This is a genomic window from Maribacter aquimaris (assembly GCF_014596745.1).
GTDB classification, from domain to species: domain Bacteria; phylum Bacteroidota; class Bacteroidia; order Flavobacteriales; family Flavobacteriaceae; genus Maribacter_A; species Maribacter_A aquimaris.
In genome coordinates this window covers 49,304-73,595 of record NZ_JABTCF010000017.1, presented here as the reverse complement: position 1 = coordinate 73,595, position 24,292 = coordinate 49,304, and the positions used below count along the sequence as shown (strand labels likewise).

The following is a 24,292-nucleotide window of genomic DNA, read 5'->3' as shown; positions in this document are numbered from 1 at the left end:
TCCATCCGGTTACCGTACTTCTAGCTTGAATACCATAACGCTCCACAGCTTGGGTAGCTGTTAGCTCGCCATTTTCGATGGAAGAAACTAATTGCAATTTAAAAGACATTGAATAGTCTTTCTGCGTACGCTTTACATAAGGTGATTCTGAATCGTTCATTACACTTTGGTTTTAGTGTAACGCTATTTCAGGACTAGACAATTTGAACTAAAGAAAAAGACCACCTATAACGGTGGTCTTTTTTATTAAATGTGGTTGGTGATTTCTTAACTATTCAACATGACCGGCATCACGAGCATGGTAACGTGTTCACCTTCATCCAAACCATCGATTGGGGTAAGGATTCCAGCCCTATTGGGTAAACTCATTTCCAAGGATACTTCATCAGAACCCAAGTTGTTGAGCATTTCGGTCAAAAACCTGGAGTTAAACCCAATTTGCATATCATCGCCTTGGTACGAACAGGTTAAACGTTCTTCCGCCTTATTGCTGTAATCGATATCCTCAGCGGATATATTAAGCTCGGCCCCAGCGATCTTCAATCGTATCTGGTGGGTGGTCTTGTTCGAGAATATGGAAACACGCCTAACGGAACTTAGGAATTGATTTCTGGCAATCGTCAGTTTGTTCGGATTTTCCTTAGGGATTACCGCCTCGTAGTTAGGATATTTACCGTCGATCAATCGACAGATCAATTCGGTATTCTCAAAACTGAATTTAGCATTACTTTCATTGTATTCTATGGTGACTTCCGATTCACTGCCCGCTAAGATCCCTTTCAACAGGTTCAAAGGTTTTTTGGGCATAATGAATTCCGCCACTTGTGAAGCGGTAACGTCCGCTCTTTGATATTTCACCAATTTATGGGCATCTGTGGCCACAAAGGTCAGGTTCTCTGGGGAAAATTGAAAGAATACCCCACTCATTACGGGTCTTAGATCATCGTTTCCTGCAGCGAAAATGGTCTTGTTGATGGCTGTTGCCAATATATCACCCAAAATAATCGTAGCGCTGGGGTTGGCCAATTCAACAGCCTTTGGGAATTCGGCACCATCGGCATAGGCCAGTGCATATTTACCATGGTTACTACTGATTTCAACCGTATTGTTATCCTCTACGACGAAGGTCAGGGGTTGCTCAGGGAAGGTCTTTAACGTCTCGAGCAATAATTTGGCCGGTACGGCAATGGTCCCTTCATTATCAGAATCGACTTCAAGTACCGTACTCATGGTAGTTTCGAGGTCAGATGCTGAAACCGTTAATTTGTTTTTCTCTAAATCAAATAGAAAATTGTCTAGGATGGGTAAGGTATTGCTGTTGTTGATTACTCCCCCTAGAACCTGTAATTGTTTAAGTAAATAAGTACTGGATACTATAAATTTCATTCGATGTTCTTTTTTTCTGAATTACTTTTTGTTCGTTTTATTTTTTACAGGTCATGCACCTTTAAAATGTATTGAACATGCTATACGCAATCAAACAAAGATATTTTAATTGTCCTTTCTAATGAAACAAACTTATTAACACTTACCATTATCCAAGTGGGCCCTATTTTTCCTAAGTATAAAAGGCAGTTACCTTATCATAAGCTTTGGTATTGCCCGTAAATACGGAATAGTCCCAATTTGTGTTCGCCTCTTACCAAATCCTTTCGCTATAAAAAAAACACCGAAACATTTATCCTATGTTTATAAGTCCGTTTGTCAAACAGGCCATTGGGCGTCATCAGCATGGGGCATTTGGGTGCTTTTACAATCTTAAACCTTTTTATGTACACTCCAAGCTTCCGGTCTGTCACTGAACAATATTTTCGTCTTGCCCCAAATGGTTTTGAATGTTTCTGAATTTCTATAGGCGTTTAAATGATCCTCACTTTCCCAATGGCTATAGGTGAAAAAGACATTGGGATGGGCGATATCCTGTAATAACTCCACGGATATACATCCATCGAAATTCTTTATCAATGTATTTGAGGCTTTGAAAATCTGTTCAAATTCGGCAATATGGCCGGGTTCAAATGTCAATTTTACAATACGTATCAACATTTATGTAAAGTTAATGGTAATCGTATCCCGGTAATCGAGTCCCAAAAGGGTAGAGGCCCCACCAACGGTATTCAGGTTACTTTTATAAATGGCAAGTTCTATATATCCCGAAGAATTGAAAAGGGCAAGTAGGTCTCCGGCTCCTTTTCGTTTGTTGCGTTCCAAATCGTAATTAACGATCTCGCTGTAATTATTCAGGATTTTAGTAATCAGGCTGGTTCGTGCGTGCAATTCATAGGTGCATCCTTTTCTATAGGCTTCGAACAGGCTTCTTTCTATGTTGGTCACCACATTGCCGTAATTGTCGATATAGATTACACTACCTACGATTTTTTTACCATCATCGGCTATACGCGGTGAAAAATCCCTGAGGTCCTTTAAATCCTCAAAGGCTTTGCCAACAACCTCCAAGGTGCCTCCCCGAACGATATGGCAGGCCACTTTAACAAATATATCCATCACGGGAAAAGGGCCGTTCGTGGTATTGGGTAAATTGATTTCAAAGACTTTTTCGGGTTTGATTTCCGAAATGATCAATCCGATAACCCCATTATTGGCGGTGATGAAATAATGACCGTCAACAAAAACCACGATATGTTGGTTTTCCGGAGTGGCTTCAGAATCGACACCAACGATATGAATGGTGCCTTGTGGAAAGCTTTTATAGGAGTTCTTAAGGATGTATGCACATTCCTGAATGTTGAACGGACTAATGTTGTGTGAAATATCAACAATCCTAGCATCACTAAGTTCTTTGTATATAGCACCCTTCAAAGCGCCCACAAAGTGATCTTTAAGTCCAAAATCTGTTGTTAAGGTGATTATTGCCATGGAGCAATGTTGATATGTTTTTGATTCGTCAAACCTAAATTTTACTTAAGTTTGTTAAACAAAATTAAACAAAAAAACAGCCAAGTGAAATTATTATTTCAGGCATTAATTTAACACCCCACCATTTTTTGAACGAACTTATTCTAGAACTTATCGAGATTAGTCCAAGGGAGTTTTTTGGACAAGGAAACGAAAACATCGACATCATAAAAAAATATTTCCCAAAGCTCAAGATCGTGGCAAGGGGAAACAAGATAAAGGTCTACGGGGACGAGGAACTTTTGGAGGAATTCGATAAAAGGTTCGATATGCTTTCCCAACACTTTTTGAAATACAATAAATTGGACGAAAACAGCATCGAACGTGTATTGACCAGCAATGGCAAGGAGGACTATGAATCGCCCGCCAATAGTGGGGAAGTATTAGTGCACGGGGTAAGTGGTCGGTTGATCAAGGCCCAGACCATGAACCAACGAAGATTGGTGGATGCTTCCTTTAAAAACGATATGGTATTTGCCATTGGACCAGCAGGTACAGGTAAGACATATACAGGGGTGGCCTTGGCGGTAAAGGCCCTTAAGGAAAGACAGGTAAAGCGGATCATTTTGACTCGTCCCGCTGTGGAGGCAGGGGAAAACCTTGGTTTTTTGCCTGGGGACCTTCAGGAAAAACTGGATCCCTATATGCAACCCTTATATGATGCCCTTCGGGATATGATCCCGACTGAAAAATTGGCACATTATATAGAGAATGGTACCATTCAGATAGCGCCAATGGCTTTTATGAGGGGACGGACTTTGGACAATGCCTTTGTCATTCTCGACGAGGCCCAGAACACCACACATGCGCAGATGAAAATGTTCCTGACACGTATGGGGAAAAATGCCAAATTCCTTATTACGGGAGATCCTGGTCAGATCGATTTGCCCAGAAGGGTCATTTCGGGTCTAAAGGAAGTCTTGTTGATCTTGGGGAATGTCGAAGGTATTGAAATGATTTATTTGGATGACAAGGATGTCATTCGTCATAAACTGGTCAGGAAAGTAATCGACGCATACAAAAATATAGAACATCAGAATTAAGTATATCAAATGGGCAAAACGATAACGAATACCGATTTTAGTTTTCCAGGACAGCAAAGTGTTTATAAGGGTAAAGTACGCGAAGTATACCGCCTTGGGAATGATATTATGGTCATGATCGCTACGGATCGACTTTCAGCCTTTGATGTGGTGATGCCCAAGGGAATTCCCTACAAAGGGCAGATCTTGAATCAAATTGCCACTAAAATGATGGCCGATACGGCAGATATAGTGCCCAATTGGTTATTGGCCACCCCAGACCCCAATGTGGCCGTTGGCCATGCCTGTGAGCCTTTTAAGGTTGAAATGGTGATACGAGGCTATCTTTCTGGTCACGCCGCAAGGGAATATAAGGCAGGGAAACGAATGCTTTGTGGTGTTCCCATGCCCGAGGGAATGAAAGAGAACGATAAATTCCCAGAACCCATAATCACTCCAGCGACCAAAGCCGAAATGGGGGATCATGATGAGGATATATCGAGGGCCGATATCATCAAAAGGGACATTGTTACCGAAGCGGATTATTCGGTATTGGAAAAATATACGAAAGCCCTGTTCCAACGGGGTACTGAAATTGCCGCCGATAGGGGCTTGATCTTGGTCGATACCAAATATGAATTCGGAAAGACCAAGGACGGTAAGATCGTTTTGATAGATGAGATCCATACGCCGGATTCCTCACGCTATTTTTATGCAGACGGTTACCAGGAACGCCAAGATAGGGGAGAGGCCCAAAAACAACTTTCGAAGGAGTTTGTACGTCAATGGTTGATCGGAAATGGTTTTCAAGGTTTGGAAGGTCAGACCTTACCCGAAATGACCGATGCATACATTGAAACGGTATCGGAGCGTTATATCGAACTTTACGAGAATATCACAGGGGAGAAATTTCAAAAAGCCGATATTTCGAATATTCAGGAACGTATTGAAAACAAAGTCCTCAATTATTTGAAAACGCGCTGAATATAGGGGAATCTTTAAAGGGATTATCCCCTGAACCCGGTTATCCTATTCGATTTTGGCTATTATTTGGATTTTAGTTTTAGTCCCATAAAATAGGTTCTCGGTTGTCCAGGACCGTAGATGTAGTTGCTATCCCTGTTTTTTCCTATATCAAAATCATCCTGGTAGGCATTGAAAATGTTTTTAATACCTCCGTACAACTCAAGTGATGTTCCCAAAGATTCCAGTGGGAAGGCATACGCTATTTTTGTGCTTAATTCCGAAAAGTCGGCAGAGGTGATTATTTCATCTACAGTTTGATTGGGTGCACCCGCAAAATGAGGTACTTTCATTGTCCCCGTATAGACATAGTTTAACGTAGCATTGAATTTTTCATTTGGACTAAATGTCACAATGCCATAACCATAATCGTTTGGGGTGCGGGTAAACTCCTTGATGCCGGCCAAACCATCAATATATTCCACAGGAGAATCAAATTCGCTGGTTTGTATTGTAAATCCGCCCTCCAATTGAATTTTCCTATTATAGTTGACCCTTAACTCCATGGTTATTCCTTTTACCGTTGCTCCGTCCCCATTTTGTTTTTCGAACAATTCCCCGTATTGGTCTTGACCAATAGGTTGTAGGTAAAAGGCATCGTTTAATCGGTTATAAAATCCTTCCAAGGTAAAACCGGCAATCCAGTTTTCCATAGGTTTGTCGAAATTGATGGAAGTGCTTAAGCTTTGGGAGTTTTCTTGTTTTAAATCAGGAGAAAGCGAAACACGGGAAATGCCACCCCCTGCGAAGGCAATATGCAGATCGGCATCGAATGCCTGTGGTGCCCTAAAACCTGTTCCATAGCTAAAACGCACTTGTGTGTTCTCCTTATACTTGTAGAGTAGCGATGCCCTCGGACTAAGAACAATGTTCTCTAAAAGGTTGTGCTTGTCCATTCGAACACCTGATAGTAGGTTAAGTTCGGGGGTTATTTCCCAATCACTTTGTAAAAAAAGACCATAGTCCTTAGTCGTTTGGTCAATTAAATAGGTATAAGCAGGAATTTCGTCCAAAACATCATCATAAACATATTCAGTACCTAAGGTCAATACGTTTTTAGTATTGAAAAAATCATTTAATCGGTGATTTACCTGTGCTCCCACATTATAAGTTTTTACATCTGAAGTCCCATAAGGCGGATTTTCCAAGAAAGCTTCGTATTCTACAGTGCCTTCATCGGGCATAATTCCTGTGTAGTGTTTACGGTCGGTGTTCTGCCAGGCCAAATAAGTGATAATTGAGGTATTGTCATTGTTGAGGTTGATTTGATAATCGGCACTCGCCATCCAAACGTTGTGTGTTCTTTCTTCGGATTGTTTGGCAAGAAATGCTGGTTTTTCGGGTACCATTTCACCACCGAACCTATATTCATCAATATAACTGATATTAAGTTCCAATTTTTCGTTGTCATTGGGAATGAAGAACATGTTCGTGCCAATGGCGGTAGTTTTTAGCATCGGAATTTCAGAAAAATTATCATCATTTTGGTCATAGAGTCCTCTTTCCCTGCGATTTAAAAAGAGTGAAATACCCGAATTCCTGCTTTCAGATACTACTGTGGCATTTGCACTAATAATATTATCCGAAGTTTTCGCTTCTATATTTTGGTAGGTGTAATTGAGTTCAAAACTATTGTCCTTAGGAATTTTGGTGATCACATTTACAGTTCCACCAATAGCACTTGAGCCATAAAGGGAAGAACCACCGCCCCGAACCACTTCTATGCGGTCGATCATATTGGCAGGTAACTGATCCATACCGTAAAGTCCGGTAAGTGGACTAAATATGGGGCGACCATTTATCAATATTTGGGAATAACCTCCAGCCAGACCATTCATTCGAAGTTGGGTGTAATTACAGGTTTGACAGTCGGTTTCTACCCGTAATCCCGGTTGAAACTTTAAGCCTTCAGAAAGGTTGCAGGCCTGTACATTGTCAATGGTCTTGCTATTTATAATGTTTACGATGACCGGGGAATCTGTTTGACGCTTATATGTTTTGGTCCCGGTAACCACAATATCATCCAGCTGCATGGTTTGTTCGGTCATTTTAAAATCAAGATTGATTTCCGATTGGTTTTCACTTAGTGTAAATTCCTTGGTTACTTCGGCATAACCCATGTAGGAGGCTTCAATTCGATATGAACCGAAAGGAATCTTGTTTATTGTAAATTTTCCTTGACTATTGGTTACGGCCCCCATTCGGGTAGATGCTATAAGAATTTGTGCGTACTCGACAGGTGTACCTTTTGCGATGACCATTCCTTTTATTTTTCCAGTTTGTTGTGCACTGGCAACTTCGAATAGACTTAGATATAGGATAAAAATAATCGTACTTAGTGTTTTCATAAAAATTAAATTATATGTGCAAAAATATAAAGTTAGATAAGTCTAACAAATTAATTTGATAAATATTTTTACATTTGTTTAAAAAGCATACATGGCATCCAATATCAAAGAGAATTATATAAAGGCTTTGTTTTATCTGCACCAGAAAAATGAGGAGATCTCATTATCGGCTTTAGGCGAAGAATTACAGGTGAGCAAGCCTACCGCCAATGATATGATAAAGAAACTGAAGGCTGAAGGAATCGTGGTTTCCGAGAAATATAAACCCATTAGGATTACTGCTGAAGGTAAGCGGCAGGCGGCTTCGGTGATACGAAAGCATCGATTGTCCGAAATGTTCCTAGCGCAAATAATGAAGTTCGGATGGGAAGAAGTGCACGAGATAGCCGAAGAATTGGAGCATATAAAAACCGAGAAGCTTTTTGACCGAATGGATGACATATTGGGTTTTCCGACAACAGATCCCCACGGCTCCCCCATTCCTGATAAAGATGGAAATTTCAATAAACCGGATTATAAAAGGTTATCCCAATTGCCGGTTGGTTCTGTGGTTATTATAAAAGCATTACGGGAGAGTTCCGCGGATTTTTTACAGTACCTAAATAAGAAGTCCATTAAACTCAACACGAAAATCACTATTGAACATATTGAACGTTTTGATGGTAGTTATACCGTATCCTATGATGGTATTTCGGGTGTTGTTTTAGGAAAATCGGTTTGTGACCGACTCTTGGTGAAGCTTGTTTAGAATGTTGTAAGTACTACCGCATTTAAACTGCCAACTAAAAATCCAAGGGACTACATTTCAAAGCCATCTTTTACGTTTAAAGAACAAAAGCGTCAATATAGAGGAGAGTACCATGAGTCCTATAGCTAATGGATAGCCCCAGGTCTTACCCAATTCCGGCATAAATTTAAAATTCATGCCATACATACTGGCGATCAGGGTAGGGGGCATAAAAATCACCGTTACCACTGTAAAGATCTTAATGATCCGGTTTTGTTCCATATCCACCAGACCTAAAAACGTGTTTTGTAGAAACTCCAGACGTTCAAAGTTAAAACTGGTATGGTCTAACAAAGAACCGACGTCCTTGATCATCACCCGGATATTCTCATAATCCTCTTGTGGAAAAAACTTGCTTTTGAGTATCGCGGATAAAATGCGTTGCTTTTCAATAATGTTCTCACGTATTGAAATGGTGGATTCTTGAAAGGTGGTTATCCTCAAGAGGATTTCACGTTCTATGGTATTATCCTTGACCAATCCTCTACTTATCCCGGAAATCTGTTCCGTTATATTTTCGATCAAGTCGGCATCAAAATCGATCCGTGTATCGAGAATGGTCAAAAAGATATCGATACCGGTTTTAGGTTTTACAGATTTGATTTTCTTGTATGTATCCTGGAATGTTTTGTATTCATGTTCCCGCTGGGTGATCAAAAAGTTTTCCCTAAGGATGAATGAGACCGGCTCATTGATGTGTTTGTTCTTTTCAGACCTTAAAAAATTCAAGTTGATCCCTATTTCATTCTCCGTCTCCGTGTATTTCGAACTCGACTCAATTTCCTCACTTTCTTGTAAGGTGAACAATTCTACCCCGAAATACCGTTCAATTTGTTTTTTTTCCTCCTTGGAAGGACTGATCAAATCGATCCAGATGATGTTTGGATTTAAGGATTCAAGTCCAGTCTCTACTTTGAACTGACCATTTTCAATGCTGATATGTGTGATCATTCCGTTCCGTGTTATCTGTTAGTTCCTGTTTAAGCCGCATACCAATGGTCCTTTTAACGAAAAAAATCATTGAAAAATAGCATGACATTTATGTAAGTGTGGCCAAATTTATGAACTTCGTACCATAACAAACGTACAGAAGGCTTTTTATTTGATCGTGCGGTATGGAATGAATTTCGTTCTAAACAGACTACCGGTACCGTGATTTCTTACTATTTCGTTTTTTTTGTGGATGAAATAATATCAGCCTGTTGTTGAATTTGATTGTGATTTGTCCTTTGATTTTCTGATCTGGTAAATGTAACCAGGATGAATACGGTTATAAGACTTTTCCTTTTTTGGCAATAATAATCAAATGGATTTCGGTGGTGCCATCCGATTTGGGATATTCCTTTTCAATACTATGGATTACTGATATAAAATTTTTGTCCAGTTCGTTTATGACGGCTTTTGGGTCATGATAATAAAAATAGGTTCTATCTCCTGTACTACCCGTAATGTATCCCGATTTCTTGTAATCACCAGGGACGAAACTCATATATAAAATAGCTTCCGGCTGCATGAGGTCATTGCAATCGGAAATCAATTTTAGGCAATCGTTTTTTGACAGGTAGTTCATGGTAAATCCGCAAATGATCGCATCAAAGGTGTTTTCTATCTCTTGTAAATTACGGCAATCCATGATTCGAAAATCTACGTCGGGATTGTTCTTTTTGGCCAGTTCAACCATATTGCTGGAGACGTCGATGGCAGTGACCGTACAATTCGGGTTGTGATTTTTTAAATAGCGTGTAATATTCCCAGGACCACATCCGATTTCTAGGACAGCGGAGTCGGTTTTGATCCATGAATCGCAAAAAATGGCATAGGTGGCATTGTACAAATCCATAGGCATGAATTTGTCCTCATATAGCTGGGCGATCTTATTCCAGGTGTTGAACGTTTCCTGATATTGATTATCCATTTTTTGGAAGGGTAATTGTTTACGTAATATCGTTATCAACGGCTAAGGCCGGTGTAGGATCGTTCTCTTTGATCCGTAACCTACATTTCCTTTCAATATCGAAGACATTTTTAATGCCTGATAAATAAATGATATCCGGTACGAATTTGTCAGAACCTTTATTTCGACTTTTCATTTTCCCGGTTCGTAGTTCCATTTCCAGATCCCCGTATCCATGCTTGTTTTTTACTTGGATGTTGCCCGAAAATTGTTCCCAATCCTTTACAGTGATTTTCCCATTTCTATATTTGATAAGCCTCGTTTCCGTTCCGGCAAAAAATGCCCCTTTTTGGAACAACATGATCAATGCCCAAATCAACATTGCAATACCAACCAGTACAAATAAGCCTATAATAAGACTGGGTACCAATACCGGTTCCCAATTATCCAAACTTCCTGAAGTAGGTACATCGTCGGTTTTAAAATGAACTTCTTTACCGCTGGCCAGAGGAACGATGAAGGCAATCACGAATATGCTGATGAACCCATTCCAGAACAAGGAGAAAAATAACATGGAAATACCATTTTTCCTAGGGTGGTTTCTTTTGGTCTTTACTATAAAATCAGGTTGTTCCGGATTTATAAGGTTTTTTAGATCAACAGGAATACTGTTTATATTCATCTTTTGGCTCGTTAGGGTAAATCGATTGGTTGTGGTTTTTAAAACGAAAACCCTTAGGGGATTGTCGTTTGGCTAAACCAAGATAGTAAAAGTGATGGTATTTTGTATGGAAATTTGGTACGCACTTTTCCTTGTCTATTTTTCGAAATACCATTAGCCACTTACATTTTGTGATCTTAGTCTAAATTGTATGGGAACACAATACAGGAAGACATATGGAAAATCCTGTCGTTTGTAGGAGGCTTAGGTTGCCGATAACAAGGATTGATTTACTTGTCCCATAAACCGCAAACCTAGCCAATAGACAAACGATGATTAAAATGGTGGCACCCTTAAGGGTGGCCACGAAATACTTTAAAGTATAAGGTTGAATACATATCCCGAAATGATAATGCAAAGGGTAACAACGCCAAAAAAGATGGCAATTAATTTTAAGGTCATTACTTTTTTAAGGAGCATTGCCTCCGGTAAAGACAGCCCAACGACACCCATCATGAAAGCGATGGCGGTACCTAGGGGAATGCCTTTCGCCACTAAGACCTGTGCTACGGGAAGAATGCCCGAGGCATTGGAATACATGGGTACGGCCAGAATGGTAGCCATGGGTACGGCAAAAAGATTGTCTTTGGCCATATACTGCTCGAAAAAACCTTCGGGTATATAACCGTGCATTAATCCGCCAATCGCAATACCGATAATCACATAGGGTATTATGCCCTTAAGAATATTGGAGGCTTCTCTCCAAATAACAGGCAAGCGTTGTCTAAAAGATTGTTTTTCTGCTTGGAATATATCTTGGTCCCTTTGGGCATTGGCCAGAATCTCAAGGACCCATGGGGTCAAATGTCGTTCCAATCGTAGTTTCTGTAAAATACTGCCGGCAATGGTTCCCAATAGAATGCCACTAATGACGTATATAAGGGTCGTTTTGATGCCAAATAGCCCTACAAACAAGCCAATTGCAACTTCATTGACCAAGGGGGAGGTTATTAAAAAAGCAAAGGTAACCCCCAAGGGAATACCACCACTGACGAAACCAATGAACAGAGGTACCGATGAACAGGAACAAAAGGGGGTTACAACCCCGAAAAGACTTGCCATAAGGTATTCCAAGCCGTACAATTTATTTCGTGACAGATAGTTTTTAACGCGGTCTATAGGAAAGTAGCTATTGACGACTCCCATTAAAAAGATGATGGTCAAAAGTAGCAGCAAGATCTTTATGGTATCGTAAATAAAGAAATTCAGGGCTTCTGACAGATGTTGTCCCTTTCCAAGGGCGAAGACTTCATAGACGAGCCAATCGGCGAAATGTTGTATCCAATCAAACATTGTCAATCATATTTATAACATTAAACCATGAGGCCTTGATTTGGTTGTTCATGGCTTGTGTTACATTAACTGAGTAGTTTCAATACTTCATCTTTTGAGGGTATTCTGCCTTTTACGGTGATAACATCATCGATGACCAAGGCAGGTGTAGACATCACATTGAACTTCATGATCTCTACGATATCCTCAACTTTTTCTATGGATGCATCTATCTTGTTCGCTGTGACAACTTCTTGGACCACACCGGTCATTGATTGGCATTTTGGACAACCTGTTCCTAAAATTTTGATTACTTTACTCATGATAATTGTTTTTATTATCGCCTATAGACGGCATGCCAAGGCTTCGGTAGCTTTCCCGTATGCTATATGTACTAAACTTCTTTTTATATTTTATATCGCAAATGTACGATTGGATTTGGAATGTAGATGTGACTTTTGTCATATTAGGCAGTTTATTATTCCTTTTTTTTTAAAAGTTTTTCAAACGCATCATAAACGGCCAAATGCAATACATCACCATGGTCCTGTCCTTCGAAATGGTTGAAGAACAGTTGTATATCATTCTTCTTTTCCAAGGTTAACTTATAAAATAGCGATTGGGCCAATCTTTCCATCTGCGCACCTTCCTTGCCTACGCCGATATAAACGGATTTATCTTTCAATGATTTATCCAAATCATATGCCAACAGTTTCTCATTATTCCACCAAAGACTCGGACTGATGATGATATAATTATCGAATAACCCAGGTCTTTCAAAAAGGATTTCAGTAGCCAATAAACCGCCTAGCGATTGCCCGATAAGGGTTTTTGTGTTGGTTGTCCTGTACTTTTCGTCAATGACACCTTGTAATTCCTCAGCGATAAATGCAATGAATTTGTCCGATTTACCCGAGGTCGGTAGTTCCTTTTGGTCGATCTCGACATCGGAAGGGGAGGTGAAGTCCCTCTTTCTATCAACATTCGCAATGCCCACTACGATGGATTCCGGGAGTATGTTTATCCATGAAAAGGAACAGAATTGTACTAGGCCTGCAATATGTATGAAGTCTTCATCCACTGAACCATCCAATAGATATATAACAGGGTAGGTTTTTAGGGTATCCCTTTCGTAACCATGGGGAAGATAAATATTCACGGTCCTGTTCTCGTGTAATATTTTTGAATTTATTTCAATGGTTTTACCAATGGAAAACTCATTTTCATTGATTATTTGGGCATTTCCAAGGGAAATCATGAACAGGGTAAAAAATGTGGATAGGATATTCTTCATATTTTTTTGCAAAGGGTACGATATAGGCATTCGTTTGTTCAACCTTGGTCCCTTATAGTTTGGTACAATCCCGATTAGGCTTCGCGGTATTCAAAATAATCGAAGTCAGCCGGTTTTCTTTTTCCCGATAGGTCTTGGCAGCATAAACCGACAAAAGCTCCGGTGAAGGAGGCCTCCTTATCACCTTCCTGAAATTCGTCGGAGAGCGTACTACAGTCCAAATCCGGTCCAATGGAAATCCAGTTGGTCCCATCTTGGGAGTATTGAAAATTCAATTTGTCATAACGGACCTTGATCCGTAAATAGCATTCTTTTTGGTTGTCCAAGGCTATTTTATTTGAAAGGGGGAAATCGGTATTACCCTTTACACTACTCATAATATCGATACATTTTCCCATTTCCCCATCATGGGTCACATACAGATAATAGAAGTTTTCGTTATCATAGAAAGCCGTAATTCCTGCCATCTGTTGAAAAGTTTCAGGATGGAAATCGAGACAGGTTTCGGCCGTATAGAAAAAGGATTGCTGCCGTCTTACCACCAAGGCTTGTGTATGGTGCGAATTTAGGGATTCCCTTCCCTTCAACCTTAAGAACCCGGGGCGCTCGGATAACGAATAGCTATCGGCATCGAGTTTTACCCTTAAAAATTGGAAATTGATGTCAAGCTTTTCAGTGTTGAAATCATCTTTAAGAGGTGCTGTTTCCCATGGGTGTGATTTAAGATTGGGAGCGGTAACCGTAAGTTGGGGCTCATTTCCCCCGCATTCCAATCGTAACCAGCCTTCCGAGGTCCATATCATTTTTTGCAAGGCGGTTTCCCGTCCCATGATGCACCTTCCCCTCGAAGGCAAGTATCGGCCACAAAGATGGGCCAAGTACCATTCCCCTGTTTGTGTCTCGACCAAGGAAGCATGTCCGGCCCTTTGCAGTTCCAAAGTCGGATTGTTGTACGATGTTAAGACCGGATTTTCGGGATCCGCCTCATAAGGGCCTTCAAGTCGCTTTGAACGAGCCATGGTCACAGCGTGTTTGTATACGGTGCCACCCTCGGCGGTCATTAGATAATAATAATTGTTTCGCTTATAAATATGGGAGCCTTCAACCAGTCCTATATCGGTACCCTTATAGATATTCGTTATAGGGCCTACAAGTTTTTTTTCCTCGGGTGAATACTCTTGCAATATGATTCCACCGAAAGAATCCTTGTCCTTACGATGGTCCCAAAGTACATTCGTCAACCATTTTCTCCCATCGGTGTCATGGAACAAGGAAGGGTCAAAACCCGAACTGTTCAGATAAATGGGGTCGGACCAATCGCCTGCAATATCCTCGGTGGTAACCAAGTAGTTATGGACATCCTTGAACGGACTTTTGAATGTTTTGACATCGGAATAAATCAAATAAAAAGTACCGTTATCATAGGATAGACAAGGAGCCCAAACCCCACAGGAATTTGGTGTTCCGGCCATATTCAGTTGTGCGGTGCGATTGAGTGGCCGAGTCAGCAACCTCCAATGGACAAGGTCTTTGGAATGATGGATCTGGACTCCTGGAAACCATTCAAACGTTGATGTTGCAATATAGTAATCATCCGCTACCCTCAGAATTGAGGGATCTGGATTAAAACCGGGAAGGATTGGATTTTTTATATCCATGGGCGACATGTAAGGGGTTGCTCTATTTTCTTTTCTTAGGGGGTTTACAATCTTTGCAATAATTTGGGAGCAAGAGGATTTCCTTTTTAACCTCTTTATGTGCTTTCTCTAAAAGAGCCGCATTATTACCAAAGTCAGTTTCAGCGTATATTTTGGCACTGGCCGCATTGCGTTCCGCAATCATTTTATCAAAATAAGGCTGAAAGAACGTTACATCGGAAAAGGTTTTTTTATTCTCGAACAGTTCTTTTCGGATCTTTCTGGTATATAATTCGGATAGGTCAAAATCGAATTGCACCAGTTTGATCAGTTGATTGGCCTTTACACTATCGGGCGCCATGAGGGTAGCGGCTTCTTTTTGGAAGGTACATGCCAATTTGGAGTTGAAATTCTTGGTCAACATGAATACAAAATTGTTCATTTGAATCGCAAACTCTATGTTGATGCCCGATTGAACATAAACGGAAGTCACACTTTTATCGATTTTCGTTTGCGATGCCCTAAAATCACTGATGTTTAATTGGTAATCGGAATCCCATTCGACCTTTGGTTCCTGGCCTATTGCGGAATACCCCAGTACTACGAGAAGAAGAAATATTTTATAATCCATAGGTTTTGTTTGATGCCAAATCGTGAAAGGGACGTTCCACGCCCATATCGATGGATTGAATTTCGGAAAAAATATCCAGTTAAACCCAATCCTCTTTGGCAATATAAATATATTTTAATTTTCGGCTCGTCCGGTACTGATTACGACAGTATCCTTTCAATCTAATAAACGATTTTATCATTCAACCATGGATGGGGGAAACCCTAAATCAGTTTTGACCGATAAGGCCACACCCATGGCCATAATAAAAAGTCCAAAACAGAATGCGATGTTTTTAAATGGAAGATTACTTTTTTCCATAAGACCTATTCCCTTGGTTCTAACGCAATGGTTTTCTTAAGGTTGCCATTGTATTTGATGTCAAGACTTGCCTTTTCCTTGGAAACCCCACCAAGGTGTTCGATCACAATATCAAATTGTCCATCGGGATCCACTAGGAAATAAGCTGATTTCGAATGGATTTTATAATCCCTTTTTGCCGCTCCGGACAATGCAATTGAAGTGATAAAACTGCCCGTAGTACCGTTTTTATTATGTACGGTGATCGTTTGGGTGCTTCCAGGTTTGATCTTTACTTTTTTAGGTACGATCAATTCGGAAGCAATTAATTTTTCACCTGAGGGTTGGTCTTTATGATACACTTCCATATGGTGTTGGTTTCCCCCACCTCGGGTAGGGGAGCCGGCAGCAATATAAATACCTTCCCCGGATAAAATGGCCTGTGTACCATGTCTGGGATAATGCATCGGTGTCTTCGTCGTCCAATTTTCGGTCTTCGGATTATAGGCTTCCACAATATTAAAGGCCGGACCCTTTTTTTCCCCTTCGCCCCCCATGACATACAATTCCTTTTTATAGACTATAATGCCCGGTGCGGCCCTCGGTGTAGGTAAATCGTTTTTCAACGTTGACCATTTGTTGGTTTTAAAGTCATAGATATCAACGACACCAACCAAGGGGGAGAAAACGCCTCCCTCACCACCGGATTGCCTGCCGCCGGCTGCATACAGAACATCGTCGATGACGGCTGCATGGAAATGATCCCTTTTCTGTGAGGCATTTTCCAAAACGGTCCAACTATTGTCTTTAGGGTTATAGGCATCGAACCAGTTTACATATCCTCCGTCATGGCCAATGGTATTACCTCCGACGATATAAAACACATCGTTGTAAACGACTAAACCGGCACCACCCCGTCGACGATCTTCAGGGATTTCAGGTCCCTTGATCCATTGGTCGGTAGGCGGGTGGTATAGCCAAATGGCTTCTTCGGGTATTTCCTGGGGAAAGCTATTGGTCTTAAATGCACCAATGATCCATACAAACCCCTTATAAAAAGTGGCTTGGAAATGGTTGAATTCCTTGGGGGCACTATTCGCCGCCTTTTTCCAGGTATTATTTTTGAAATCGTACAATTCCAACGTTTGTGCGGATTCCCTTCCCCCGAGTAAAATAAAGGCATCTCCCGCTTGTACAAATGAACATTCATGACGTGCGGTATAATTTTCAGATTCATTTTTATCGATCCATTGGCCACCATTTTTTTCGGTAGTCTGGCTACAAAGAAAAAAAGGAGCTAAAAACAATACAAAGGGAAGGTGGAACTTTAAAGAAAAGTCGATTTTACACATAATTAATTCCAGAAAGGTTTATGACCTCCAAATTTAGTAATTATTGAATCGTATTGAAATTTCTTGATCCATGAAAAACAGCTTGATTTCAACAAACTTTCAAAGTATGTCAAAGCGCTATTGTAATGTGTGGAATATTTTTTTAAACCTTTGGGGGAGTCCATCTTTAAAGTGCATTTCCCCATGAGTAAATGGATGGATGAATTTTAAGGAGTAGGCGTGTAAATACAACCCTTTACCGTTTAAGATCAGGTTTTCGATTCCGTATTCCTTATCGCCCAAGATGGGATTTCCGATATGGGATAGATGTTTCCGCAATTGATGTCTTCTGCCTGTTCGGGGTCCCAATTCCACCAAATTGAGTCTACCGAATCTTTCAGAGGGTACGGAGTCACAAAGTGTATAATTCGATTGTGATTTTTTACCATCAATCGCTGAAATGATTTCCCCTCTTTCCTCCATTTCTCCAATGGTAATCGCGTAGTAGGTTTTTTTAACCGACTTATTCTCAAATAGTTTGTTAAGGGCGCGAATGCTTTGGTTCGTTTTGCCAATCAATAAAATACCAGTGGTTGCGAAATCCAATCGATGCACGGGTTGTGGGGTTGTTGCATCGGGCAGGTTACTTTTCCTTAAGTTTTGGGGTAGGGCATGGGCAATGGTTTTAAAACTATTGCCACTAACTAAAATTCCCGCAGGCTTATGGATGACCGCTAAGTAATCGTCCTCGAATAAAACTTGAAGGGGAAAGACCAGTTTTTTATTTGTACTTGGCTCCTCTATGACCGATAAGCTGATACATTCCCCACCGTTTATAAAAGTTGCCGTTGTGGCAATTACCTCATTGACCTTAATATACTTTTTCTTCAGGGCTTTTTTTAATGCCGATTTTGTTGAAACCGCCTCGAAAATACCTACACCGTATTCTTGGAGTCGAATAGGGGTCGATTGCTTGGGGACAATATGTATTTCTGATGGGTTGATATTATTCTTTGTTTAACTAGGTATGGGTGTTAAAGCCTTATCCATAAACAAGCTCCAGGGGTATGGTCGAGAGTCAATGGTCATGTTTTTTGGGTATCCCCAGAACCTTGGAAATCGGCTTTAGCCTACTATTAAATTCCGTTGTATCCGTTTTTTGGTTTGTTTTTTACAAATATACTGCTAACCGGGACACCTCTATATAATTCCTTGGACCCTCCAAGATAAAATCCCTAAACATTGGGTTTATGGAATTCCTCTTCTTATATATGAAGGAGATCAAGTGTCGGTTTTCAAAGTTTGGGTCAAAACCTGATTTCCTTTCCCTGATGACTGGTTTCCATATCAGGGAGGATATCACAATTATCCCAAATTCCTGTTTTTAAAGTATTGGAATATTCCTTTGGGAGCTCATGGTTGTCCATTAATGTAGAAGCCATTTCAAAATTATATTGTAAAGGATGATGTGAAATTTCTATTTTGCCATTTACCTCTTCAAGCACTGCATACCATACCGTGGTGTTCCCATCATTCGCGGGCATTCCTATTACCCCAGGATTAAGCCATGTTTTATCTCCTTGGCTATCTGTAAAAGGTAGGCCGCAATGTCCGGCAATGATAATATCCGCATTGGTTTTAATGAAATTCCTTTCCTTTACTTCCCAAGGGGTTGATTTAAAAATAAATTCCGAAATATTAAAACAAGAACCATGTACTACCCAAAAGTTTTTGGCTGCAAAACGAAATTTCATTTGCATTGGAATTGTTTTCAACCAATGTAGGGTCGATTTGGAAATTTGTTGCTGTGCATACGGATACCATTGTTTTGATAATGAATCACAAATCGTTCCTTCTTCAAAATCACATCCACAATCCCCTTCACCTTCCCGCAATTGTTCTTCGACATTTCCGGCAATAGTTTTAATGTTGTTCTTTCTCATTAGGTCACACACTTCCTCCGGCTGGGAACAATAACCGATAATATCCCCTGTGCAAATCATATTACGGCTAGAAATATTTAGGTTGTGGGCAACATCCAATAATGCCTCCAAAGCTTGTAAATTGGAATAGACTCCGCCAAAAAGCAAAATTTTTCCAGTTAGGGTTCCTAGGTTTTGTATCATGAAAAGGACGGTTTAGAAGTAAATAATTTGGGGATGAAAAAAAGAATAATGGCACCAATCAACCCAATAAGATTGGCGGAAAGCAAATCGGCATATTTGCCGTTTGAAAAATGCAATCCTTCCGGGAAATAGCCTGAAGCCAAGACAATCCCCATCAATATCCCGAAAATTACCGGCAGATAAAAAGAAAGATAAGAGGATTCAACCTTCCAAAAAAGAAAAACGGGAGCCAGGCCTACTACCATTGTTCCACTTATAGTGGTTGCGGAAAGGATGGTCGGACTCATAAATATAGGCACTGTTCCCGCGACAGCAATGAGTAACATCATCCATCTTCCTGTTTTTACCGGGTGGCCCGTTTTTATGTTCATATCCTTTACCACCAATTTTGAAAATGAGGAAAAAGCGGAATCCAGGGTAGAACTCGCAGAGGTAATCATTATAAAATTCATGGCCAGCATAATAAGGATTCCTCCCGATTTTGCCACTTCTACCGTAGCCTGTCCTGCGATTCCATTAAATTGGCCATAGACCCCGATCAAACTGAATAGGACGATAGCGACAAAGCCTATGATCGAGGCAAAGACAAAACTCTTAAGTGTGGTTCGGGGGTCACTGATAAAAGCCCTATCAGTCATTACAGGGTCATGAAAAGGGTAGCTGAATATCTGAAGAAAAGCAACTAAAATAAAATTGACACCTTGGTCTAATTGCCAAGTACCGGATCCCATATATTCTGGGACACCTTCTTTTCCGTTTGGTAAAATCGCCCCTAAAATCAGAATTAATAAAAATCCAAAAAAGAGTGTTTGAATTAAATCGGTGAGCAAAGAACTTCTTAGTCCACCCTTTAGTACATAAGCCAACGTTATGATAGTAAAAACAGCAATGGAAAAATAGTAGGAAATTGAACCTAATTCGCCAAAATAGCTGCCAATTACCATACTGTTGGACCATACTTCATTAAACAGCCTTATACCTATCAAAATGGAGAAGAGAATAACGGCATGTTTACCGTATCTCGTAGTTAAAAAGTGATGTATACTTTGGAAATTGCCTTTCACCCTCATTTGGTACAAAACAATTCCTGCCACTAAAAAGGAAAAGTAATATACTCCGTACCCTATACCCCCTACAATACCAAACTCCAAACCCAAATTGGCCGCATTGGTAATGGATTTGGAGAATATCCATGAAATAACCAAACTACTGGTTAGAATAATTAAATCCGGCTTTTTTCCTTTTTTTGAGACTGCCGAAAAAAATTGGTTTTTTGTCTTGGAAAATGGTGCGATAAAGAAGAATAAAACTCCGAAAACCACCAAAATGATCCATTGTAGGATGAGCGAATCCGCCATTTAATAAATACCTTTTAAGGGGGTGAAGTTACTTAATCTATTATACATGTTCTAGAAAGGCTGCAATGGGCTGTAACCATTGTATAAAGGTACAGTTTACGCGAATTCTATTTTCTTCCTGTTTTCGGACAGGAAATGGCTTGCACTATTCGACCGTTTGGTTTCCAAGATCTATCGGGGAACTGAAATATGTAAGGTTACCCTTCCCTGTTTTTAGCACCCATTTTCGAGGCGACCATACTGATAATCAATAATTGTATGGCATGGAACAGCATAAGGGGCAGAAGGATAATACCGATCGTAGCGATGTTGCCAAAGATTATTTTGGAAAATACCGTTCCGTGTACCAATGATTTTTTCGTCCCACAAAACTGGGCGGTGATTTGATCTTCGATACTGAAGTTCATTTTCTTTGCCAAGAAACGTGTTAAAAAGAATAGGATGCCGAACAAGGTTAAAACGGAAATAACAAGAAGCAACAAATCCAAAATGGAGACCGAACTGAAGATGTTGTCATTAAAAGATCGAGCAAAACTTTTGTATATGATGAGTAGGATAACGGATTTATCGAACAGGGTTAATTGCTTGGTATATTTTTGGGCCAATTCCCCAAAAAATCGCTGTAAAAGCATTCCGATTATCACCGGTAGGATGATTTGAACAAAGAGTTTTATATAGATATCGGTAAAATCAAAATCCGTTTGTGCATGTTGAACAAATAACCCCATCCATAAAGGGGTTAGGGCCACACCTATGATCCCGGAAATACTGGCATTGAAAATGGCCGCGGGTATATTGCCCTTTGCAATGGAAACCATGACCACGGATGAGGATACGGTCGATGGAAGCGCGGCCAAGAAGAAAAAGGCCAACCAGATGATTTCTTGTTCTTCGTTTTGTATGAAGGGACGGAATACCAAAACCAATAATGGAAATATCAAAAAGGTGGATGCCTGCACAAGAAGGTGCAACCTCCAATTTTTAACTCCTACTTTTAGTTTTTCCGGACTCAATTTAAGTCCGTAAAAAAAGAATATAAGCGCAATTCCTATGGCACTGATCGTGTCGATGGGGATTTTACTTTCTTCTATTCCCCATTGGGGAAAAATATAAGAAAAACCTATTACCGCTATAATCGATAGCACAAATCCATCAATCTTTATTTTCATAACTCTTAGCATTTTTAGCCATTGCAGATCGTATCAACAAGTTTTTTAATACGTACGATTTACTTTCATTTCCGTATTTATGATTTGATTGACCGCTGCTCTATATTTTATGGGGTTTGAAGCTTTTTTTATGGCTTTGTATGTTTTATGTGGGTTGGCTGTAGTTTGGGAAAAGTACTCCCAAAATCCCAACATCTTCATTTTTATGGGGGTTGGTCCAGAGAGATACGCGTCGTATTGTTGGTATATTGTATCATGGAATTCCGAAAAAATGGCCCATCGGTCTTTGGGGTATTCCGTGGTGTTATTCTTTATCATACTCGGCAAAAAAGGATCGGCGATCAAACCACGGCCGATCATAAAATGATCAATACTCGGAAAACGTTCTTTAATGGCTGTAAAAGCGGAAACACTGGTAATGTCCCCGTTATAGTACAACTTGTGTTTGGTGCTACCGATACATTTTTCAAAAGCATCCAAATCTACGGGTCCTTTGTAGAGTTGCTTGCCTATTCTGGCATGAATAGCGATGTTCTTTAATGGATATTGATCCAATATGGGAAAGGTGTCCAGGATTTCCTCTGCGTTTTCGTATCCCATCCTCATTTTCATGGAAACCAAAATATCCGTTTCGTTGTGTGCACGATGCAAAATCCCATTGATTTTTATGGGATTACAAATTAAGCCAGAGCCCATTCCCGATTTGGTGACCATGGGGTAGGGGCAGCCTAAATTCCAGTTCAATTCCTTATAGCCCAAACTTTGCACGTATTTGGCAACAAAAATAAATTCATCGGCATCGTTGGTCATTACTTGTGGAATAACCTCCAAGGTGGTGTTGTTTTCTGGTGACAGGTCGTTCTGATAGGACTGTTTTATTTTTAGCTTCCCATGAAGTCTAATATATGGTGCATAGAAGGTGTCGATACCACCAAAGTAATGATTGAAGGCATTGCGAAACCTAAAATCGGTAAAACCTTGCAAAGGGGATGAAAGCAGCGTTAGGGACATCTTGTTGTTTAATTGGACAAAGATAGGGTAATTGATTGATGGTTTTGGTTTAGGAATATACCAAGGTTAATGGATGCCAGTTGATATTAAAAAGGCGGATTCCAAAAAGAAGTGGGAGTAACTTTGGGTCACGGGACGTGGGGTCCAGGCTGTTTCCCAGTCCGTAAACGTACAAATTTGGTATGGGATGATTGAAATTTGCACTATAACCACAGTTGCGGGATGATCCTTCTTGCTATGTCGAACATTTAAAGAGGAACCAAATAGAAATAAAACAAGGATAAATAATACTATTCCTTTAATAGGTCCGACTTTTTGAATTCAAGACTTTTTGCCTTCAGATATTCCCATAACTCCATCGAATTTGCTGCCTGTGATAAGGTTTGAAAATCCTGTTGTGACATGCAATAGGTAAGAAATCCGTCAATATTCGTTTCGGGAATGTCGAAATTTTCTGATATTGTTCGCTTTGAGAACTTGGCTATGATTTCTTTTTCGATCTCCATGTTCCCATCTCGGGCGACCATTTCCTCAAAGGATTTGGTTCTCCCAGAAATTTTATTCATTAATTTATGAGTGTTTATGACCATGGCTATACCATAATAATAAACATATTTTCCTCGATCAGCTTCTAAAAGCAATCGTTCACTTTGGGTCATTACGTCAATATTCGCATTTGGCAACCCCAATGATGACGAAGTAATCATGGGTTTGATGGCAAGCCTTTCAATATCGAGGTCAATCTTACCGGTTAGATTGTAGGGCGTAACGGTGACTTCATTTAAATTGATAACGTTTTCCACGAGATTCACGATAAGCGGATTTTCAAGCAAGATTGAATCGGTAATACTAATTTCCTTTGTTTTGTATTGAACCGCAGTAAATCGAAGTGTATCCTTTAATTTAACTTCAATAGTGAACATTCCCAAAGCGTCGGTAATCGTCGATTTCTTTGAATTTAGGTTGATGATCAATATGTTGGAAACATCATTTTTAAAGCTTTTGGCCTGTCCATGTAAACGCGTTGTGTTTTTCTGACCAAATCCAGTGAATGAGGCCAACACCATTAATAAGGGTAGTAAAGATTTTAAACGCTTCTGCAAGAGTTACATTTTGAAATTTGGATGAAATGCTTTTTTAAAAATAAATGATAATGGGTTTGTGTAGGGCTTCGTTGTGTGTTTTTAACATCCAATTGGGAAATACATACCGAACCGGTCCGTCTGCCAGGTATGAAGCAAATGCGATCAAAAGAAGAAAAAGGAGGGTTAAGAATCCCAGAGCTATGGTGATTGGTTTACTAGGTTGTATAAAAGCAGTACTTTTTATCCAACCGAGGATTTATGACAACCTAAGGAGCAAGAAATTGGATGATGTTGATTTTAAACCCCATCAAAGGGATTTTATGAAATAGCGATAGCTGAGGTTGCCGATGCCTTGGGTTTTAATGAGGTGGCCCATTTTAATCGGTGC

Annotated in this window: 22 protein-coding genes and 1 pseudogene; 3 read left to right on the top strand and 20 right to left on the bottom strand. The window is 40.1% G+C overall.

All coding sequences use genetic code 11. The features are described 5' to 3' along the window. The 4 genes and pseudogenes from HPE56_RS19565 to HPE56_RS19550 form a co-directional block, all read right to left on the bottom strand. Nucleotides 1-160: pseudogene (locus HPE56_RS19565) on the bottom strand (IS3 family transposase); the annotation flags it as partial. Between the two features lie 107 nt (nucleotides 161-267). Continuing rightward, a complete protein-coding gene (gene dnaN, locus HPE56_RS19560) occupies nucleotides 268-1,386 on the bottom strand; it encodes a DNA polymerase III subunit beta (RefSeq protein ID WP_188245433.1) in 1,119 nt (372 codons plus the stop codon). A 372-nt stretch (nucleotides 1,387-1,758) separates the two neighbouring features. After that, complete coding sequence (locus tag HPE56_RS19555; protein WP_188245432.1) at nucleotides 1,759-2,046, bottom strand: putative quinol monooxygenase; 288 nt, start codon at nucleotides 2,044-2,046, stop codon at nucleotides 1,759-1,761. Beyond that, nucleotides 2,047-2,877, bottom strand: coding sequence for an SAM hydrolase/SAM-dependent halogenase family protein (locus HPE56_RS19550; RefSeq protein ID WP_188245431.1), 831 nt, complete (start codon nucleotides 2,875-2,877; stop codon nucleotides 2,047-2,049). It lies immediately after the preceding gene. Nucleotides 2,878-3,005: 128 nt separating this feature from the next. Between HPE56_RS19550 and HPE56_RS19545 the strand changes: the two genes are divergently transcribed. Both HPE56_RS19545 and HPE56_RS19540 read left to right on the top strand, forming a co-directional pair. Then, entirely contained in the window at nucleotides 3,006-3,959 is a 954-nt protein-coding gene (locus HPE56_RS19545) for a PhoH family protein (protein ID WP_188245430.1), read from the top strand. 9 nt (nucleotides 3,960-3,968) lie between these two features. Continuing rightward, complete coding sequence (locus tag HPE56_RS19540) at nucleotides 3,969-4,922, top strand: phosphoribosylaminoimidazolesuccinocarboxamide synthase (RefSeq protein ID WP_188245429.1); 954 nt, start codon at nucleotides 3,969-3,971, stop codon at nucleotides 4,920-4,922. A gap of 62 nt (nucleotides 4,923-4,984) precedes the next feature. Here the strand turns inward: HPE56_RS19540 and HPE56_RS19535 are convergent, their stop codons facing one another. Further along, the gene (locus HPE56_RS19535) at nucleotides 4,985-7,309 is read right to left on the bottom strand and encodes a TonB-dependent receptor (RefSeq protein ID WP_188245428.1); all 2,325 of its coding nucleotides are present in this window, start codon (nucleotides 7,307-7,309) and stop codon (nucleotides 4,985-4,987) included. 91 nt (nucleotides 7,310-7,400) lie between these two features. On the opposite strand from HPE56_RS19535, the gene HPE56_RS19530 reads away from it, so the two are divergent. After that, a complete protein-coding gene (locus tag HPE56_RS19530) occupies nucleotides 7,401-8,057 on the top strand; it encodes a metal-dependent transcriptional regulator (RefSeq protein WP_188245427.1) in 657 nt (218 codons plus the stop codon). A gap of 57 nt (nucleotides 8,058-8,114) precedes the next feature. Here HPE56_RS19530 and corA read toward each other — a convergent pair whose 3' ends face one another. The 15 genes from corA to HPE56_RS19455 all read right to left on the bottom strand — a co-directional run bounded on the left by corA (nucleotide 8,115) and on the right by HPE56_RS19455 (nucleotide 23,922). Next, complete coding sequence (corA, locus tag HPE56_RS19525) at nucleotides 8,115-9,047, bottom strand: magnesium/cobalt transporter CorA (protein ID WP_188245426.1); 933 nt, start codon at nucleotides 9,045-9,047, stop codon at nucleotides 8,115-8,117. 319 nt (nucleotides 9,048-9,366) lie between these two features. After that, complete coding sequence (locus HPE56_RS19520; RefSeq protein ID WP_188245425.1) at nucleotides 9,367-10,011, bottom strand: class I SAM-dependent methyltransferase; 645 nt, start codon at nucleotides 10,009-10,011, stop codon at nucleotides 9,367-9,369. Between the two features lie 19 nt (nucleotides 10,012-10,030). Next, nucleotides 10,031-10,672 (bottom strand): hypothetical protein, encoded by a 642-nt coding sequence (locus tag HPE56_RS19515; RefSeq protein WP_188245424.1) that lies wholly within the window; start codon nucleotides 10,670-10,672, stop codon nucleotides 10,031-10,033. A 354-nt stretch (nucleotides 10,673-11,026) separates the two neighbouring features. Further along, nucleotides 11,027-12,004 (bottom strand): permease, encoded by a 978-nt coding sequence (locus HPE56_RS19510; RefSeq protein WP_188245423.1) that lies wholly within the window; start codon nucleotides 12,002-12,004, stop codon nucleotides 11,027-11,029. 65 nt (nucleotides 12,005-12,069) lie between these two features. Then, nucleotides 12,070-12,306: a thioredoxin family protein gene (locus tag HPE56_RS19505; RefSeq protein WP_109654328.1), complete on the bottom strand. Its 237-nt coding sequence runs from the start codon at nucleotides 12,304-12,306 to the stop codon at nucleotides 12,070-12,072. Between the two features lie 155 nt (nucleotides 12,307-12,461). Further along, nucleotides 12,462-13,277: an alpha/beta hydrolase gene (locus tag HPE56_RS19500; protein WP_188245422.1), complete on the bottom strand. Its 816-nt coding sequence runs from the start codon at nucleotides 13,275-13,277 to the stop codon at nucleotides 12,462-12,464. A 74-nt stretch (nucleotides 13,278-13,351) separates the two neighbouring features. After that, nucleotides 13,352-14,935, bottom strand: coding sequence for a glycoside hydrolase family 43 protein (locus tag HPE56_RS19495; RefSeq protein WP_188245421.1), 1,584 nt, complete (start codon nucleotides 14,933-14,935; stop codon nucleotides 13,352-13,354). A 22-nt stretch (nucleotides 14,936-14,957) separates the two neighbouring features. Continuing rightward, nucleotides 14,958-15,545, bottom strand: a complete 588-nt coding sequence (locus HPE56_RS19490) for a hypothetical protein (RefSeq protein ID WP_188245420.1) — start codon at nucleotides 15,543-15,545, stop codon at nucleotides 14,958-14,960. 305 nt (nucleotides 15,546-15,850) lie between these two features. Beyond that, nucleotides 15,851-17,176, bottom strand: a complete 1,326-nt coding sequence (locus tag HPE56_RS19485; RefSeq protein ID WP_188245419.1) for a Kelch repeat-containing protein — start codon at nucleotides 17,174-17,176, stop codon at nucleotides 15,851-15,853. 117 nt (nucleotides 17,177-17,293) lie between these two features. After that, the gene (locus HPE56_RS19480) at nucleotides 17,294-17,884 is read right to left on the bottom strand and encodes an RluA family pseudouridine synthase (RefSeq protein ID WP_394355066.1); all 591 of its coding nucleotides are present in this window, start codon (nucleotides 17,882-17,884) and stop codon (nucleotides 17,294-17,296) included. Between the two features lie 578 nt (nucleotides 17,885-18,462). Next, nucleotides 18,463-19,281 (bottom strand): metallophosphoesterase family protein, encoded by an 819-nt coding sequence (locus tag HPE56_RS19475; RefSeq protein ID WP_188245418.1) that lies wholly within the window; start codon nucleotides 19,279-19,281, stop codon nucleotides 18,463-18,465. Beyond that, a complete protein-coding gene (locus tag HPE56_RS19470; RefSeq protein WP_188245417.1) occupies nucleotides 19,278-20,639 on the bottom strand; it encodes a sodium:solute symporter family transporter in 1,362 nt (453 codons plus the stop codon). The genes HPE56_RS19475 and HPE56_RS19470 overlap by 4 nt, the downstream gene beginning before the upstream one ends. Nucleotides 20,640-20,836: 197 nt before the next feature. Then, nucleotides 20,837-21,808, bottom strand: coding sequence for a bile acid:sodium symporter family protein (locus HPE56_RS19465; RefSeq protein WP_188245416.1), 972 nt, complete (start codon nucleotides 21,806-21,808; stop codon nucleotides 20,837-20,839). Between the two features lie 45 nt (nucleotides 21,809-21,853). After that, nucleotides 21,854-22,819: a tRNA dihydrouridine synthase gene (locus tag HPE56_RS19460; RefSeq protein WP_188245415.1), complete on the bottom strand. Its 966-nt coding sequence runs from the start codon at nucleotides 22,817-22,819 to the stop codon at nucleotides 21,854-21,856. A 290-nt stretch (nucleotides 22,820-23,109) separates the two neighbouring features. Further along, nucleotides 23,110-23,922 carry a carboxypeptidase-like regulatory domain-containing protein gene (locus tag HPE56_RS19455; protein ID WP_188245414.1) on the bottom strand — a complete coding sequence of 271 codons (813 nt, stop codon included), beginning with the start codon at nucleotides 23,920-23,922 and terminating at the stop codon, nucleotides 23,110-23,112. Nucleotides 23,923-24,292: the final 370 nt, after the last annotated feature.